This window comes from Candidatus Palauibacter irciniicola (assembly GCF_965208695.1).
Lineage (GTDB): Bacteria > Gemmatimonadota > Gemmatimonadetes > Palauibacterales > Palauibacteraceae > Palauibacter > Palauibacter irciniicola.
The window spans coordinates 2360042-2376898 of the sequence record NZ_OZ242352.1; the positions used below are offsets into that span (position 1 = coordinate 2360042).

Genomic DNA, 16857 nt, shown 5'->3' on the forward strand with positions numbered 1-16857 from the left:
GTGACGGGCCCGTTGTGGCGAATCGGGTGGCGCAACCTCGGCCGTAACCCGAAGCGAACGATTCTCACCGCGCTCGGCCTCGGGGTCGGCTACTTTGCCGTGGTGTTCATGGTCGGATGGGCTGAGGGCGTCTCGACGGAACTCGTCGAGAACGCCACGTCGCTCGTCAGTGGACAGATCGAGATCCACGATGCCGACTACCGGCCCGAGCGCAGCCTGTACGAGACCATCGGCGGCCGCGAGGGTGCCGACGTGGGGGAGATCCTGCGCACCCTCGAGGCCGACCCCTCGGTCGTGACCGCCGCGCCGCGCGTGTACGCGAGCGGGCTCGTGAGTTCCGGCGAAGCGACATCGGCCGGCGTGCTGCTCGGCGTCGACCCCGAGCGCGAGGTGGCGCTGACCCGTTTTCTGGATCCCCTGGCAGCGGGCCGCCTGCCTGCCACCGGCCGGTACGAAGCCGTGGTGGGAGACGAGATGGCGCGGCAGCTCGAGGTGAGCGTCGGGGACGAACTCGTCGTCGTCGCCTCGGCGGCGGACGGCTCGATGGGCAACGACCTGTACACGGTCACCGGCATCTTCCGCACCGGCCTGCTCGAGTTCGATGCCGGCACCATGGTCATGCCGGTCGCAGACCTGCAGACGCTCGTGGCCTTCGATTCGCGTCGGGTCCACGAAATCGCGGTCAGCACCGAAGATCCGTCGGAAGCCGACCTGACCGCGGCCCGCCTGGCAGCCGCCCTTGGCGCCCCCGAACGGGCGATGTCGGTCGCGCCGTGGACGGAGCTCAATCCGGTGCTCGCGCAGTATGTCGCGCTCGCCGATGCGACGTACTGGATCTTCATCGTCCTCATTTATTCGGTCGCCAGCTTCGGGATCGCCAACACGACGCTGATGGCCACCTTCGAACGGCGCCGCGAGTTCGCCGTCATGCTGGCGCTGGGCGCATCGCCGCGGTCCGTGGTCGGCACGGTGCTGTCCGAGGCGGTCGCGACCGGCGCCATCGGGCTGGGCCTCGGAGCCGCCGTCACGGTGCCGCTGCTGGTCTGGTTCTCCACGGCGCCGCCCGACCTCGGCTGGCTCTACGGAAGTCTCACCGTGGAGGGCGTCCTGCTGACCCCGAGTCTCCGTGTGGGGACCAACGTGCCGGCATGGACCTGGGCGACCATCGGCCTGATCGTCACGGCACTCGTCTCCGCCCTCTACCCGGCACTCCGGGCGGCGCGGGTGCCGCCCGCCGACACTCTGTCGGGCCTGTAGCCGTGCTCCTGCGCGTCCTGGTTCGGCTCGCCCTCAGGAACCTGCGCCGCCATCTGCGTCGCACCGTGCTGACCGCCTCGGCGATGATCGTCGGCGGCGCATTCCTGGCCTGGTCGATGACGGTCGACGACGGCAGCCACGAGCAGTGGGTCGATTCCGGTGTGCGCATGGGGAGCGGACACGTGACCGTCGAGCGGCCCGAGTATCGGCTGCGCCGTCAGATCGACAACCGGCTGACGACGGACGTCAAGCGCGCCGCGGAGCAGGCGCTGGCCTCACCGGAGATCGCACCGCATGTCGTGACCATGTCCGCCAAGCTCGGCATCAACGGGCTTGCGAGTTCGGCGGCCGGTGCGCGCCCGGCGCAGATCGTGGGGGTCGACCCCGTCGCCGAAGCGGGTTTCGGCATGATTGACGACGGGGTGGTCGAAGGGCGCTACCTCGAGCCCGACGATCGGCTGGCGGCCTATGTCGGCGCCGATCTGGCCCGCAGCCTGGGGCTCGAGATCGGATCGCGCTTCGTCGTGCAGGCGCAGGGTGCCGATGGCGAGATTACGGGGCAGTTGCTCCGCGTGGTAGGGATCTTCCGCAGCCGCGTGCCCGCCATCGACCAGGCGACGATCCACATCACGCTCGCGACAGCCGGCGAGTGGCTCGGCTCCGGGAGCGACGTGACCCACGTCGCGGTCGTCCTGGAGGGCAGTGGCAGGACCCGACGAGTCTCCGACCGCCTGGCGCGGGCGCTGGCGGAGCCGGTGGAACGCGGCGAGGCACGCGTCGTGGGGTGGCGGGAGGCGAACCCTGTCCTGGCGGCGGGGATCGCGATCGACGAGTTCGGAAACTATGTGATTCAAGCGTTCCTGTTCGTCATCATCGCGTTCGGGATCGTCAACACCGTGCTGATGTCGGTGATGCATCGCCAGCGCGAGTTCGGCGTGCTTCAGGCGCAGGGGCTGACGCCGGGTCAGACGGGCACCGTCGTGCTCATCGAGGGCCTCACGCTGTCCGCGGTCAGCGGGCTGGTCGGCGTCGGCCTGGGACTCCTGGGCACCTGGTATTTCTTCGGCGACGGACTCGACACGTCGGTCTTCATGCAGGACATCGACGAGTTGACATTCTCGGGTGCCGTCGTCGACCCTATCATCGTCCCGATCTTCGGGATGCGACGCATCATCCAGATTGTCGCGTTCATTCTCGGCATTGGCATTCTCGCCTCGGTCTATCCGGCGCTGCGCGCCGCCCGGGTCGACGTGACCGAGGCGATGAAGTTCGACCGGTAGCCGCTCTCGCGCGGTCCCTCGCCGCGCAAGGAGAATCGAGGTGTCATGGCAGTGCGCGACACGGTAGCCGCCCGGACCGACGGCGTCTGGAAGGTCTTCCAGCAGGAAGCCGAATCCGTGCAGGCGGTCCGCGACGTCAGCCTGACCATCGAGCGCGGCGAGTTCACCGCGCTCGCGGGGCCGTCGGGCTCCGGCAAGACGACGCTGCTGAATCTGATCGGGGGCCTGACCCGCCCCACGGAGGGACGGGTCTGGGTCGCCGGGCGCGAGGTGAGCCGGATGTCGAACCAGGAGGTGGCGCGACTCCGGCTCAAGGAGGTTGGCTTCGTCTTCCAGGCCTATAACCTGCTCCCCGTGCTCACGGCGTTGGAGAATGCGGAATTCCCGATGCTCCTACAGGGCGTGCCTGCGGAGGAGCGTCAGGCCCGGGTCCGCGAACTCTTTGCGCGGACGGGAATGGAAGGGCTCGAAGACCGGCGCCCGGGCAAGCTGTCCGGCGGCCAGCAGCAGCGGGTCGCCGTCGTGCGCGCGGTGGCCAGCCGTCCGGCCCTCGTGCTCGCGGACGAGCCGACGGCGAACCTCGACTCGGTCACCAGCGAAGCGCTCCTCGATGTCATGGGCGAGCTGAATCGTGACCTCGGAGTGACCTTCGTCTTCGCCACCCACGACAGCCGCGTCATGGAGCGGTCTCGGCGTCTGGTCCGCATGGTCGACGGCACTGTGCGTGACGACGAGCGCCGATCCTAGAGGGTCATCGCCTGAGGCGCGAGCCATGGACATCCACGAGGCGATAGCCATCAGCCAGGAGCGACTGGCGGGAGAAGGCGCCACCATGCATGACCTGCTGGGGCGCCTGCGAGACAGAATCTCTCCCGTTCTGATCGGGGAGCAGGAGTGGGAACACCTGCTGGCACGGGCCGGGACGCTCCCGATAACCATGGGTGCCCAGCCGTTCGGTTTCGAGCTGCCGCTGCACGACCGTCGGCCGCGGGCGGATTTCGGCGTCTCGCTGGCGAGCGGCAACCGGTCGGGCGCGTTCTTCGAAGAGCAGGCGCGACGCGATCCATCGGATCACACGGCGGCGGCGGTCCGTCGCCTGTTTCGCAGCATGGAGGCCGCGGACTCGCCCCTGCGCGCGATTGTCGGCCGCAAGTTGATGCTGGAGTACGACATCGGGTCGGGGGGCGACGGCGATCCGCGGCCGGGGATGTTCCTGCGGCCCAACGAACGCATGATCGTCGGCGGCGCCGGGCAGCAGCACGACGTCGGCGTCGTGGTTGACGGACTCGTGGCCTGTCACGGCCTGGAACCGAGCGCGGCGGAGCGGAGCAACGCCGAGCGGGTGTACCTCGCGCAGCCGGAAGACACCCGCCTCGACTCGTTTGGCCTGTTCCCGTCGCGCGCCCGCACGATCCGCCTGGCGATCATGGGCTTTGCCGGGCAGCGGGATGTCTGTTCCTTTCTCGAGGAAGTTGGCTGGCCCGGGAACATCGCGACGGTGGAGACGGTGCTTGCACGCTTCAGCGAGCGCACGGATGTCGTCAGGACCGGGGTGAACGTCGACGCACAGGCGGATGGCATCGGTCCGACGCTCGGCCTGACGCCCATAGTCAAGCAGAGATATACGGCTGCTTCCCGGGTCTGGATCGATGGACTGACGGATTGGCAGCCGGTGCTCGAGGCCCTGCGCCACGAGGACCGTGTAGTGCCGGAGAAAGTCGAGGCGCTGGCCGGCTGGGTCTCGCAACCGACCATTCTGTTCGGCAGAACAGGGCGCTTTATTCTGTTGCGCGGAATTCACCACATTAAGCTGGTCATCGCCGGAGACCGGGTTGAACAGATCAAGGCCTATGTCTACATGGTGCTTTCGGGTGCCATCGCGCCCTGACGTCAGCCTCGCGCGCGGGAGGTCGCCACGGTGAAGGAACTCGGCAGCACGTCGTGCAGAAAGATCGCGGTCATCGGACGCGGCACCGCGGGCGCGCTGGCCGCCGCCAGCGTATCGCGGCTGCACCCGGAGCACGATCATGAGTTGCACCACATCTACGATTCACGCATTCCCATCATCGGCGTGGGCGAAGGAAGTTGGCCCAGTCTGGTCCGCGACCTGCAGCACCTGTTGCAGTTGCCCCACGAGACGATTCAGCAACGCCTGAACGGCACCCGCAAGTTCGGCAACCGCTTCGAGGGATGGGGTCGGCGCCGGCAGGACTTTATTCACTACTTCACGCCGCAACAGGTGGCCTATGCCTACCACCTGTCGGCCGATGTGATGGCGGACCTGTTGTGCGCGAGTACGCGGGCTCGCCACATCGACGCGAAGGTGACCGCGATCGGGAGGGTGGACGGAGGCGCGCAGGTGGAGTTCGAGGGCCGTGAGTCCGAGCGCTACGACCTGGTCTTCGACGCCCGCGGGTATCCGCGGCAACTGGACCCGCAGGAGCACATCGACATTTCCTTCATCCCCACGAACTGCGCCGTCATTCGCCGTTGCCCCCCGGTCATCAAGGCGCCGCCGGACGGGCCGGTCCGGGAACCCATGTATACCCGTGCGGTGGCGCGTCCGCATGGATGGGTGTTCGTCATTCCGCTGACCGTGCACACATCCTACGGCTATGTCTTCAACAAGGACGTGTCCGGTCTCGATGCGGTCGAGGCGGACTTCGACGAGCTGCTTGCGGAGGAGGGCGTGTCGGATTTCGAGCAACGCGGCGTCATCTCGTTTCCCAATTTCGTCCACCGCCGGATCTATGACGGCGCGGTGGTCCGCGTCGGGAATGCCGCCGCCTTCATGGAGCCGCTCGAAGCGACCGCCATCAGGTTGGCGCAACTGCAGGTCGCGCTGATTCTGCGCATGCGGTTCCACCGGCCTGCGGAGTATGTGCAGGGCGACGCGTCCGTCATCAACCGCTTTCTGGTCACCGACGCGCTCCTGGCCGGCCTGTTCGTCGGTTGGCACTATTGCTGTGGTTCGAAGTACGACAGTGCGTTCTGGCGCCACGCCCGGGACCGCGTGTGGCCGAACTACCGGGAGGCCACCGATCCGCTGGCCGTGGACTGTTCCGCCTTGCGCAAGTTCGACGAGATGATCGAACTGGTCGATGCGCAGATCCCCGATCCGGCGGACTGGGAGCGGCAGTGCGGGTTCTTTCCCGTGAGCAGCTTCGCGCAGATTGCCCACGGTCTGGGCGCGCCATTGGGGCGGAAGCGGGAATCCCGGCCGACGTAGCCGGCCGGCAACCGACGCGGGTCAGGCGCCTGGCGCCTCCGCCCCGCCGAGTTCGCTCAGAAGTACCAACTCAGGGAAAGATACACCGACAGTCCCGCCGAGCCGTACGCGGAAGGCAGCGGACGGGCGGCCGTCGCGTCGTCGTCACCCAGACCGAGGAATGCGCCCGTCGTCACCGTCACATCGCTGCTGGCAGAGTAGGCGACGCTCGTTCCCGTGGTTGCGCTCAGGTCGTTCAGGTTCCAGAGCACGAGACCGCTCAGGCCCCAGAGCGGATGCACCTGGTAGGACGCCCGGACGACCGTCTCGTCCCGTCCGAGCACCTGATGTTCGCCGCGCCGGAATGTGGCCGATCCCAGCGTGGCCAGGTACGCGTCCGGTCCGTCCGCGCCCAGGCCGTCGCGCTGGTACTCGAGCGCGAGCGTCAGATCCCTTCCGCCGACCTGAAGCTGCCGGTCGAGGCCGAGCGTGCCGCGAAGAACGACCCGGTCCGGGAGTTTGCGCAGCACGGCCTCCCCTCGGACGGCCCAACCTCCCACCGATCCGGCCGCCCCGAGGGCCGCCGCCGGATCGCCGTACACGAGTCCGCCCCATGCCGAGAGTTCCCAGTTCCGCGCCGTCGTGAGGCCGCGTATCAGCGCGGTCAGCACCTCCTCGCCCGCCGGCGACCGGGTCGGTCGCACGACGAGGTCGACCTCGCTCAGCGCGCTCGGGAAGAAACGGAGTCGGGCCGCGTCGACCCCGGCGCGGAACTCCCGGAACGGGTCGACCGGGTTGAAGGGCGTGAACGGGTCGCTCGGCGTGAGAAAGAGCGCGGTGCCCCACGACACCGCCTGCCGCCCCACGCTGATCTCGAGGCGTTCACTCCCCCACTCGACGTACAGGCGATCGAATCGGTGCCGCCAGACGACGTGGTCCCGCTCCTCCACCGTCCACTGGAGCCGGAGCCACTCGCCGCCGCCCGGCACCGCCCCGAGGTGGAACTCGGGCGCCCCGGCGAAGCGCCGGAAGGTCAGCAGATGCTCGTAGGCGGCGCCGAATCCGAAGGCTCCCACTCCCGACTCGCCGAAGAGTCGTAAACGGTTGAACTCGCCCACCTGGCCTTCACGGGTCCCGGCGAGAGGAACGGCCTGGACGTAACCGTTCAACTGCATGGCCTGACCGGAAGAAGTGTCGCAGAGGACCGAGAGCAGCACGGCCGCCGAAGCGGCCCCGGCGCGGAGGCCTGCAGGGCTCCATCGGGCGCGGCCGCCCGCCTGCCGGGCCGGGCTACGGGTCCGAGCGGCCGAGTTCGCGACCTGCTTCAGCGGTGGCGTCACAACCTGCACCGGGCCCACGGACGTGCTATATTTCCCTGTTTTCCGCTCAATCCGAATGGGATTGTCCCTGCTCGATACTTGGTGAGGAGGCGATGCCGGGTCGTGTTCAATAATCCGTTTGATTCGTTTCACGATACCGTTGCCGAAGCAAAGCAGGAACGGGAACAACTCGACCGGCTGCTGACGATTTCCACGCCGCGCGAGCGCCTGCTCGTCGCCGCCATCGCGCTGTGGCTGCTCATCTTCGTGGCGTGGCTCTTCTTTGGCAACGTAGCCCGCAGCCTCGCGGTGGACGGTGTGCTGGTCGACCCCGGCACAAACCTGTCCGAAGCCGGCCGGTCCGTGCAGGCGCTCGTCTGGATCGAGAACGACGTCGTGCCGCAGATCAGGGCAGGGATGCCGGCGGTGATAGAACTGGGTACGGCGGATGGAGAAGCGGGCACAATAAGCGTAGAAGTCGCGGCGATTTCCGCCGTCCGCCTGTCCGAGGTTCCCGCGGCCTTCGAGTCTGCGGTGCCGGTGTCCGTGCACCGCCTCGATATCACGCTGGATGAGAGCCTCGACCTTTCTTCCGTTGCAGGCAGGGAATGCCGGATCGTCATCGAGACCGGCACGCAGTCTCCGGTCGCATTCTTGCGGATGCGACGGTCATGATATGGCGCTGAGGGTCACCACGCCGATTCTGTTGCAGATGCACGCGTCGGAATGTGGCGCCGCCTGCCTCGGCAGCATCCTCGCCTACTTCGGACGCTGGGTTCCGCTGACGGAATTGCGGGAAAAGTGCGAAGTGAGTCGGGACGGGAGCAGTGCGGCGAGCATCGTGCGCGCCTCCAGGCACTACGGTCTCGAATGCAGTGGACTCAGCGTACGTGCCAGTCAGCTGAAGAAGTTGCAGTTGCCTCTGATCGTGTTCTGGCAATTCAGCCATTTCGTTGTTCTCGAGGGGTTCGACAGTCGCCACTTCTATCTCAATGATCCGGCCACGGGGCGGCGCAGGCTTTCGGCGGAAGAGTTCGAAAAGGGCTACAGCGGAATTGCGCTGCGATTCGAGCAGGGCTCCGGTTTCACACCGGGCGGCGAACAGCCCGGATTGTTCACGCAGCTGGGCACCCTGCTCAGCGGATCGCGGAGCGTGCTTGCCTGGGTGATTGCCTGCGGTCTCATGTTGACGCTGCTGGCCCTTGTTGTCCCCACAGCTCTCGGCGTTTTCGTGGACGATGTTCTGGAGAACCGGGGGCCCTGGGGCGGACTCGTGGCGGCCCTGCTCGGCGGCGGTGTCCTCGTATACATCCTTTCCCTGCTCAAGCACCGGTTCCTGAAACGGTTCGCGGTCCGGATTTCGGTGATGGGCTACAGTCGAGGCCTGTCGCGGCTGCTGCGGTTGCCGGTGGAGTTTTTCGAACACCGCCTCGTCGGCGATCTGACGGATCGGGTCTCGTCCATCGACAGAATCTCGAGAAACCTGACGGAACAGTTTCTGGTGCTCATTATCGACATGGGAATGAGCGCTGTGCTGCTCATTGCCATGTTGGTCTTCGATGTCCGGCTCACGCTGGTGGTGCTGTTTCTGGCCATTCTCCACGGCGTGCTGGCCCACTTTCTCAACGGCTTCAGGGCAGTTCGAAGCCAGGCGATGAGGCGTGAACAGGGACTGTTGATCGGCGTCGGCATGCAGATGCTGAATCACGCCGACAATCTGCGCATGACGGGATCGGACGACCGTTTCTTTTCGCGCTGGAGCGGCCATCAGGCGCGCGAACTGCACGCGCGCCGGCGCTATTCCGCACTGGGATCCGTCAACACCGCGCTCCCGGGCATGATCGCCGCACTTCGCAGCGCGGCGGTCCTGGGCATCGGGGGAAGCATGGTCCTGGTCGGAGAGATGACCCTGGGCACGCTGGTCGGGTTCTATATCCTGGCCGAGATGTTTCTGGCGCCGGTTGGGCGCTTTCTGGAGTTCGGCGAGAAACGCCAGATGCTCGAAACCGATCTGCAGCGACTCGAAGATATCTCCAAGGCCGCGGAAGACCCCGCCTTCAGCCGCCGGAGTCCCCAGTCGGAGTCGATTCCCACCTTCAAGGGCCGACTCCAGCTCACCGGCCGGCTCGAGCTGCGAGACGTCAGCTTCGGCTTCAACAAGAGCCGGCCCGCCCTGATCAAGGACTTCAACCTCCTGATCAGGCCGGGGCAGCGGGTTGCCGTGGTCGGTCCCAGCGGTTCCGGCAAGTCGACGCTCGCGCGTCTGATTGCCGGTGTCTATCAGCCCTGGTCCGGCGAAATCCTGTTCGATGGCCATCCCCGGGATGAGATTCCCGAGGAGGTGCTGCGGCGGTCCATCTCCATGGTGGATCAGGAGGTCGTGCTCTTTTCCGCATCCGTGCGCGACAACATCACGCTGTGGAACCCCGCCGTTCCGGATGAGGCCATCTTCGCGGCGACACGCGATGCCCAGATCCATGAAGAAATCCTGCATCGGCCGGACGGGTATTCGACCCGGGTCGAGGAAGGCGGCGTGAATTTCAGCGGAGGCCAGCGTCAACGGCTGGAGATCGCCCGGGGGCTGCTGGGCAATCCGACGCTGCTCATTCTGGATGAGGCGACCAGCGCCCTCGATGCCGCGACGGAGGAATACGTCGATGACGCCCTGCGACGTCGCGGTATCACCTGCCTGATCGTGGCGCACCGGCTGAGCACCGTGCGGGACTGCGACGAGATCATCGTGCTCGACAAGGGCGTCGAAGTGCAGCGCGGGACGCACGACGAGTTGATCGCGGATCAGGACGGCACGTACTACAAGCTGGTCAAGTCCGGCTGATGGGGGACACGAGGCCGGGGTACACGTCCATCGCGGAACTCGCCGCCCGCTCGGGCGAGTCCGTGCCCTGCGCCGGCAACCTGCCGGTGAAGCTCGACGACCCGGACACTGTCTGGTTCATCGATCAGGGCGCCGTCAATCTGTTCCTGGTCGAATTCAGGGACGGGGTGGAGCAGGCGGCGCCGCAGCATCTGCTGCGCCGCGAATCGGGCTGGCTGCTGCCGGGCGTCGCACCGGACGGACCACGCGATGAGGAAGACACCACGCTCAGCCTGATCGCCAAGGGATCGCCGGGCACCGTTCTGAAACGTCTGCCGGCTTCCGTGCTGTCCGAGGTCGATCCGGCGGAGCTGGCGGAACAGATCGACACCTGGCTGACCGCGATTACGGACACACTCTCGCGTTTTGCGAGCCGCCTTCCGCGTCCGACCGCGCTGGCCAAGCCCGGTCCGACGCGGACCCCGGCTCCCTGTACGCTGTCCGTACAGCGCGGCGTCGTATGGGTATCCGAACCGCCGCGCGGCACCAGCCTCTACATGGATCTGGTCGACCAGGCGGAAATCGTCGAGGCGGGCGGCCCGCACGAAGCGGTGATACCGCTGACGCGGACGAGCTGGCTCATCCTGTTCGACGAGGCGACACTCTCGGGCAGGTCCACCGAGACACTGGCAAAGCAGGGCATCCTGCTCTCGGCGCTCGCGTCCTTTCACGCGGTTGCCTTCGCCCTGGAGCGCCTGAACCGCCAGCTGGCCGTGGCCGATGACGCGAATCTCGAGCGCGCGCGGACCACGAGCCGCCGCACGGTCGAGAGAGCTGCGCGGCAGCGGCTCTTCAACATCTATGATCTGCCGATTGACGGGGATGCCGGTGTCGAGGACACGTCGCTGGCGGACGCCCTGGAGGCGATCGGACGTCGTGAAGGAATCGACTTCAAGATCCCGGCGCGCTCGGATCCCTCCGGTGATCCCGTCAGCCTCGTTGACGTCCTCGATACGTCGGGCGTGCGCGCCCGGCGCGTGCGGTTCGGGGCCGAGGGCGCCTGGTGGCGCGGCGACAGCAACGCGATGCTGGCATTCCGCGCCGAAGACGGCCAGCCCGTGGCGCTCCTGCCGGGATGGTTGGGGCGCTACCGGCAATTCGATCCGGTCAGCAAGCGCAGCGTCCGGATGACGGCGGATCGTGCCGCTGCGCTGGCGGACGAGGCCTGGATGTTCTACCGGCCACTGCCGGTGGGGAACGTGAAGCCGGCGGACCTGCTGAGGATCGCGCTGCGTGGATCGGCGGCGAATCTGGCGCGGCTGGTGATGGCCGGGCTTGCCGGCGGCCTGATCAAGCTCGTGCCGGCGTTCGCGCTTGGGTTCGTCGCGAACCAGACGGTGGCGGGCGGCACCGCCGGAGCGCTCTATGCCGTGGCCGTGGCGGTGGCGGGGTTCGGTCTGCTCGGCGCACTGCTGCACCTGCTTCAGAGCACCGTGATGATGCGGATCGAGGGTCGCTCGGCTTCACGGGTCGAAGCGGCCTTCTGGGACCGTCTCATGCGCCTTCCGCCAAGCGTTCTGCACGGCCGTCGGGCTGGCGATCTGGCCGTCTCGGGGATGACGTTCCAGAATCTCCGCGACGGGTTGCAGGGAGTCGCGGCCGACGGTCTGCTGTCGGTCGTTTTTCTGCTTCCGGTGCTTGGCGTCATCTTCCTCTACGATGCCACGCTCGGGACCGTTGCCCTCGCCTTCAGCCTGGCTTCGCTCCTGATCACCGTCGTCCTCGGGCTGCGCCAGATTCCGCCCTATGGGCGGATGATCCGCGCGGCGCGTCGCGTCTCCGGCCGGCTGTTCCAGATCGTGGGCAGCATAGGCAAGCTGCGGGTGGAAAACGCGGAAGCGTCGGCTTTCGCCATCTGGGCGCGGGACTACCGGGAGCAGAAACGCACCGAGCTCGAGTTGGGTGCGCTCGAGGGACATTCGCGGGCATTTGGCGCCGCGCTCCCCTTTCTTGCCGCCGGGGTCCTGCTGTTCGCGGTCGTAGCCTGGGGCGACGGGAACCTCCCGGTCGGCGATTTTCTCGTCGTCTACCTCGTCTTCGCCGCCTTCCAATCCGCCGTGGCCCGGCTCGGCGAGTCCTTTGGCACGGTCGCCGCCATGCTCCCGGCGTTCGACCAGATGCGCCCGCTCCTCGCTGCGGTTCCCGAGGCCGAAGTCGAAGGAGCGCCGGTCGAGTACCTGGGCGGCGACATTGTCTTCGACCGCGTTTCCTACCGGTACGATCCCGACGGCCCGTTGATCCTCGACGATGTCACGATTCATGCCCGGCCCGGGGAATTCGTCGCGATTGCGGGCGAGTCCGGCGCCGGCAAGAGCACCCTCTTCCGGTTGGCGCTCGGATTCGACCGGCCCACCGCCGGCGCAGTGTGCTACGACGGGCGTGATCTGAGGAACCTGAACCTGAAACAGGTGCGCCGCAGAATCGGCGTGGTGCCGCAGTCCGTCGGACTCCATCCCCTGGATATCTGGGACAATCTCGTCGGTCACCACGACGAGGTGGCGAGCGACGAGGTATGGACGGCGGCGCGAGTCGCCGACGTCGAACAGGAGATCAAGGGCATGCCCATGGGCATGATGACCATGGTCGGCACGAGCGGGGCTGTCCTGTCGGGCGGCGAGAGTCAGCGCGTTTCGATCGCCCGGTCGGTGATCGGCAGCCCGCGAATCATGCTCTTCGACGAGGCGACCAACTGGCTGGACAACGAGAGCCAGGCCAAGGTCATGCGAAACCTCACCGCCCTGACCTCCACCCGGATCGTCATCGCGCACCGCCTGTCCACGCTGGAACAGGCCGATCGCATCTATGTGCTGCAGGCCGGAAGAGTCGTACAGAGCGGCTCCTTCAACGAACTCATGGAGGCCGACGGGGTGTTCAGAGACCTGGTCAGGAGGCAGGTCGCCTGATCGATGAAGGGACCCATGGACGCGGACGATCTCCTCGCATCAAGAGCGGCTGAAGACAGCGACTTTCGCGAACGTCTTCTCCGGAACCCCAGGGAGACCATCGAGGCGGAATTCGGGGTGACGCTGGCCGAGGACCATGAGATTCACGTGCACGAAGAGACGTATGCCGCGACGCATGTGGTGCTCCCGCCGCGGAGCAAGCTCAGCGAGGCCGAACGAGAGGAGGCAAGGACCGGTGCGGCGTCGCTCGAGTTTCTTCGAAGGACACTCCACGACCCCGCGCCGCCCCTTCGCCCCCCTGCGCCGAAAGAAGAGGGGGCCCGAAGCAGCGGGGCCACCTCCGGGGCGCTGGCCAGGGCGGCGAGGGAAGGGATCCGCCGCGGGCTTGCCTTCCTGGAATCCGCGATCGACGAGAATGGGGCCTGGCACTGCATCCGGTTCAATGTGGCCGACCCGGAGATCCCGAGGCATTTCGAGAGGCCTCCTTTCGTGTCGGCTCTCTGCGCGCTTGCCCTCGAGAGCTCCGATGAGCCGCAGGCCAGGGCGATATGCACCGCTACGAAGGCGTATCTCATCGACACCATCGAATATCCCGGATGGTGGCGGTACTACCGTCACCTGCCCCCGGATCTCGACAGTACCTCACTCTGTTCGCTCGTCATCGGGACGCACCCCTGGATCTGGCTGGGGAGGAACGTTCCGGGGATGCTGGCGAATCGCGATGAGGCAGGCCGCTTCATGACCTGGGTGCTGGCGGAAGACGAACCCGACGTCGTGTCGCGCTTTCGTATCGAGGCCGACCCGGTCGTCAACGCGAATGTCCTCGCCTACCTGGGCGACCATCCGGGAACCAGGGATGCCCGGCGATGGTTGGAAGCCCTGGTGACCGAGGGCAACCTCGAGGGCTCATCGAAGTGGTATCCCGACACGGTCTCGATCTACTATGCGATCACCCGCGCGATGATTCGTGCGGAGCCCGCCCTGGATCCCCTGCGCCCGGTCCTCGCGGATCGCATCCTCGGCCTGCGTGACGAGGAGGGCGGATTCGGCAATGTCCTTCAGACCGCTCAGGCGGTGACGGCGCTCTACAACATCGGAAGCCTCGAGCGCATCGATGCGAAGCGCGAGGTGGAGATGCTGATGAGCTTGCAGCGCGAGGACGGCAGTTGGCCGGAGCTGCTCGCGTTCGGCGACCAAACGTTGAAGTGGGGCGTGGTCGGCCAGATCGGGCATGGATCCGAGGCCGTGACCTCCGCGTTCTGCATTGAGGCCCTGGAGCGTCTCGTCGAAGTGCTGGGGACCTGAGCGTGCCGGGTGATGCGGCCCGTAAGCACGCGCCTCCCCGGCAGGGGATCCTGACCCGAACGACGCGTGCGGACCGGGGCATGGTCAAGCTTCCCGCGCTCACCCCGCACCTCCGATTCCACGAGATCGGCGAGGCGCAGGTGCTTCTCGTCTCCGAGTCGTTCAACACGCTGCTGCACGGCAAGCTGCACTGCGATCTGCTGCCGCTGCTCGACGGTCGGCGCCCCCGGGACGAGATTGTCGCGGCCCTCGAGGGCGCCCACGCGGCGACCGATGTCCTTGCGGCCATCGCCGCGTTCGCGGCCAAGGGCTACCTGGTCTCCGCCGATCACGGCATGGACCGGCGCCAGGCAGCCTACTGGTCGTCGCTCGGCGCGTCGCCGCGCTGGGTCGAGGAGCGGCTGGCGCAGTCGCGCGTCACGGTCGAGGGCGACGACGGCGGGCTCGTCCGGCACCTGGAGGCGAACGGCGCCAGGGTGGGGACCGGCGAGCCCAGGCTCACCGTTGTGGTCTGCGGCGACTATCTCGAAGCACATCTCGCGGAGGTGAATCGGCGTCAGCTCGAGGCGGGAGCGCCGTGGACGCCGGTGCGGCCGAGCGGCATGGAGCCGCTCTTCGGCCCCATCTTTCGGGCGGACAGGCAGGGGCCGTGCTGGGACTGCCTCGCGTACCGCCTGCGCAGCCACCGGGAAGTCCACGGTTTCCTGCGCAACGTCGCCGGCGAGGACGCCGCCTTCCGGCCGTTCGCGGCTCAGCCCGCCGTGCTGGAAGCGATGTGCGGGCTGATCGCGGCGGAGATCGTCAAGTGGCTGGTGCTGGGTGAGTCGGCCCCGATTCACGAACAGGCCATCGCGATGAATGTCGCCACCTTCGAAAGCTCGCAGCATCGGGTCGTGCGTCGGCCGCAGTGCCGGACCTGCGGCGACGAAGCCTTGCACCGACCGGATCGACCACCGGTTCCGGTGTCTCTGAAGGCGAGCCCCAAGGCCCATCGCAACAGCGGCGGCGCGCGCGCCGTGGCGCCGGGTGCCACCCTGGCGAAGTACCGGCACCTGGTGAGCCCGATCAGCGGCGTCGTGACCTGGCTGTCGCGCACCACCGATGAGGCCGACTCCTGGCTGCACGTCTACTGGGCCGGGAGCAATCTCGGCATGAGAAGCCGGAGCCTGAGTTCGCTCAGGCGCAGCCTGCGCAGCAAGAGCGCCGGCAAGGGCAGCACACGACAGCAGTCCAAGGTCAGTGCCCTCTGCGAGGCGGTCGAACGCTATTCGGGCGCCCGTCATGGGGACGAGATCCGTATCCGCAAGCGATTCAGCGAGTTCGGAAGGGGAGAGGCGATCCACCCGAACGAGGTGCAGCTGTTCAGCGAGCGTCAGCTCGACGAGGCGGGGAGCATCAACGCGAAAGGCCACCCCTACAACGTCGTCCCGCCGCGTCTCGAGCCCGACGCCGAAATCGACTGGACGCCGGTGTGGTCGCTGACGCAGCAGCGGCACCGCTACCTGCCGACGTCCATCCTCTACAGCATGCCGGCCGAGGAGCGCGGCCCCTCGGACCTGATCGCCGACTCGAACGGCTGCGCCGCGGGCAACACCCTGGAAGAGGCCATCCTGCAGGGCTTCTACGAACTGGCCGAGCGCGATGCGTTCGCCATCTGGTGGTATAACCGGTTGCGCGTGCCGGTCGTCGATCTTTCCAGCTTCGACGACGAGTACGTCGCAGCGGCCTCCGACTACTACGGCCGCCACGAGCGGGATCTATGGATGCTCGACGTCACCTCCGATATCGGCATCCCCACCTTCGTTGCGCTCTCGCGCCGGCCGGACGCCCGGACCGAGGACATCATCTACGGTGCCGGGACCCACGCCGACCCGCGCATAGCAGCCCTGCGCGCGCTTTGCGAATTGAACCAGTGCCTCACCTGGCTGCCGCGTCCCGGGGCGGGGGACGGCCGGCCCAGGATCGATGATCCGCTGGCCCTATGGTGGTGGAAGACCGCCCGGCTCGCCGACTGTGCCTGGCTGGCGCCGGCGCCGGACGAGCCGCCCCGCACGGCTTCGCACTATCCGGTGACCGAATCGGCGGACACGCGCGAAGATGTGGAGAATTGCCGCGCGCTCGTCGAGGCGAGGGGCTTGGAGTTCCTTGTGCTGGATCAGACGCGGCCCGATATCGGCATGCCCGTGGCGCGGGTCATCGTGCCGGGCATGCGCCACTTCTGGGCAAGGTTCGCGGCCGGGCGCCTGTACGACGTGCCCGTCAGCCTGGGCTACCGGGAGTCCCCGCTCGCCGAAGCCGACCTGAATCCCGCGCCCGTGATCGCGTGAGGAGCGCGCGGGAAGTCCGCACTTAAAACGCCGACCTCGGCGAAGCCAGATGTCAACTGACCTCGCCGAGGCCGGGTGTTTCAGAGGCCGGCTGTCGGGTCTCGCCGGCCGCGGTGAGCTACCAGCAGCAGCAGAGGCCGGCCGAGATGGCCTCCATCTGCTCCTCGGTGATGTGCGGATCCGGCGGCAAGGCGAGATGCACCGTCTGCATGTCGCTCTCATGGATCTGGATGTTCATCGAATCGGGAATCGTGATGCCCAATTCGCCGCTGATCGCCGTCTTGGGATCCGCGAGAAGCTGTTGCCTGAATCCCGCGTCCACGGTGGACTTCTCAACGATCTGCGCAAGCATTTCATCGCCGCTTCTCATGGCATTCTCCGTC

12 protein-coding genes are annotated in these 16857 nt (G+C 67.1%); 10 read left to right on the forward strand and 2 right to left on the reverse strand.

Annotated elements, in window-relative coordinates:
* The 5 genes from ACOGI9_RS10275 (at position 1) to ACOGI9_RS10295 (ending at position 5766) form a co-directional block, all read left to right on the forward strand.
* Positions 1–1257 (forward strand): ABC transporter permease, encoded by a 1257-nt coding sequence (locus ACOGI9_RS10275; protein WP_419857039.1) that lies wholly within the window; start codon positions 1–3, stop codon positions 1255–1257.
* A gap of 65 nt (positions 1258–1322) precedes the next feature.
* Positions 1323–2537 carry an ABC transporter permease gene (locus ACOGI9_RS10280; RefSeq protein WP_419857040.1) on the forward strand — a complete coding sequence of 405 codons (1215 nt, stop codon included), beginning with the start codon at positions 1323–1325 and terminating at the stop codon, positions 2535–2537.
* A 45-nt stretch (positions 2538–2582) separates the two neighbouring features.
* Entirely contained in the window at positions 2583–3284 is a 702-nt protein-coding gene (locus ACOGI9_RS10285; protein WP_419857041.1) for an ABC transporter ATP-binding protein, read from the forward strand.
* 25 nt (positions 3285–3309) lie between these two features.
* Entirely contained in the window at positions 3310–4425 is a 1116-nt protein-coding gene (locus ACOGI9_RS10290; RefSeq protein WP_419857042.1) for a hypothetical protein, read from the forward strand.
* A 30-nt stretch (positions 4426–4455) separates the two neighbouring features.
* Positions 4456–5766 carry a tryptophan 7-halogenase gene (locus ACOGI9_RS10295; protein WP_419857043.1) on the forward strand — a complete coding sequence of 437 codons (1311 nt, stop codon included), beginning with the start codon at positions 4456–4458 and terminating at the stop codon, positions 5764–5766.
* Between the two features lie 56 nt (positions 5767–5822).
* Here ACOGI9_RS10295 and ACOGI9_RS10300 read toward each other — a convergent pair whose 3' ends face one another.
* Positions 5823–6920: a hypothetical protein gene (locus ACOGI9_RS10300; RefSeq protein WP_419857044.1), complete on the reverse strand. Its 1098-nt coding sequence runs from the start codon at positions 6918–6920 to the stop codon at positions 5823–5825.
* Between the two features lie 267 nt (positions 6921–7187).
* Here ACOGI9_RS10300 and ACOGI9_RS10305 point away from each other — a divergent pair, with 267 nt between their 5' ends.
* From ACOGI9_RS10305 to ACOGI9_RS10325, 5 genes are read left to right on the forward strand one after another with little or no spacing between them, the layout of a single operon-like run.
* The gene (locus ACOGI9_RS10305) at positions 7188–7739 is read left to right on the forward strand and encodes a hypothetical protein (protein ID WP_419857045.1); all 552 of its coding nucleotides are present in this window, start codon (positions 7188–7190) and stop codon (positions 7737–7739) included.
* A 1-nt stretch (position 7740) separates the two neighbouring features.
* Positions 7741–9900, forward strand: a complete 2160-nt coding sequence (locus ACOGI9_RS10310; RefSeq protein ID WP_419857046.1) for a cysteine peptidase family C39 domain-containing protein — start codon at positions 7741–7743, stop codon at positions 9898–9900.
* Complete coding sequence (locus tag ACOGI9_RS10315; protein ID WP_419857047.1) at positions 9900–12842, forward strand: ATP-binding cassette domain-containing protein; 2943 nt, start codon at positions 9900–9902, stop codon at positions 12840–12842. Before ACOGI9_RS10310 ends, ACOGI9_RS10315 begins: the two co-directional genes overlap by 1 nt.
* 3 nt (positions 12843–12845) lie before the next feature.
* A complete protein-coding gene (locus ACOGI9_RS10320; protein WP_419857048.1) occupies positions 12846–14147 on the forward strand; it encodes a nitrile hydratase subunit alpha in 1302 nt (433 codons plus the stop codon).
* 2 nt (positions 14148–14149) lie between these two features.
* A complete protein-coding gene (locus ACOGI9_RS10325) occupies positions 14150–16474 on the forward strand; it encodes a TOMM precursor leader peptide-binding protein (RefSeq protein WP_419857049.1) in 2325 nt (774 codons plus the stop codon).
* A gap of 118 nt (positions 16475–16592) precedes the next feature.
* On the opposite strand, the gene ACOGI9_RS10330 is transcribed toward ACOGI9_RS10325, so the two are convergent.
* Positions 16593–16844 (reverse strand): NHLP leader peptide family RiPP precursor, encoded by a 252-nt coding sequence (locus tag ACOGI9_RS10330; RefSeq protein WP_419857050.1) that lies wholly within the window; start codon positions 16842–16844, stop codon positions 16593–16595.
* Positions 16845–16857 lie beyond the last annotated feature (13 nt).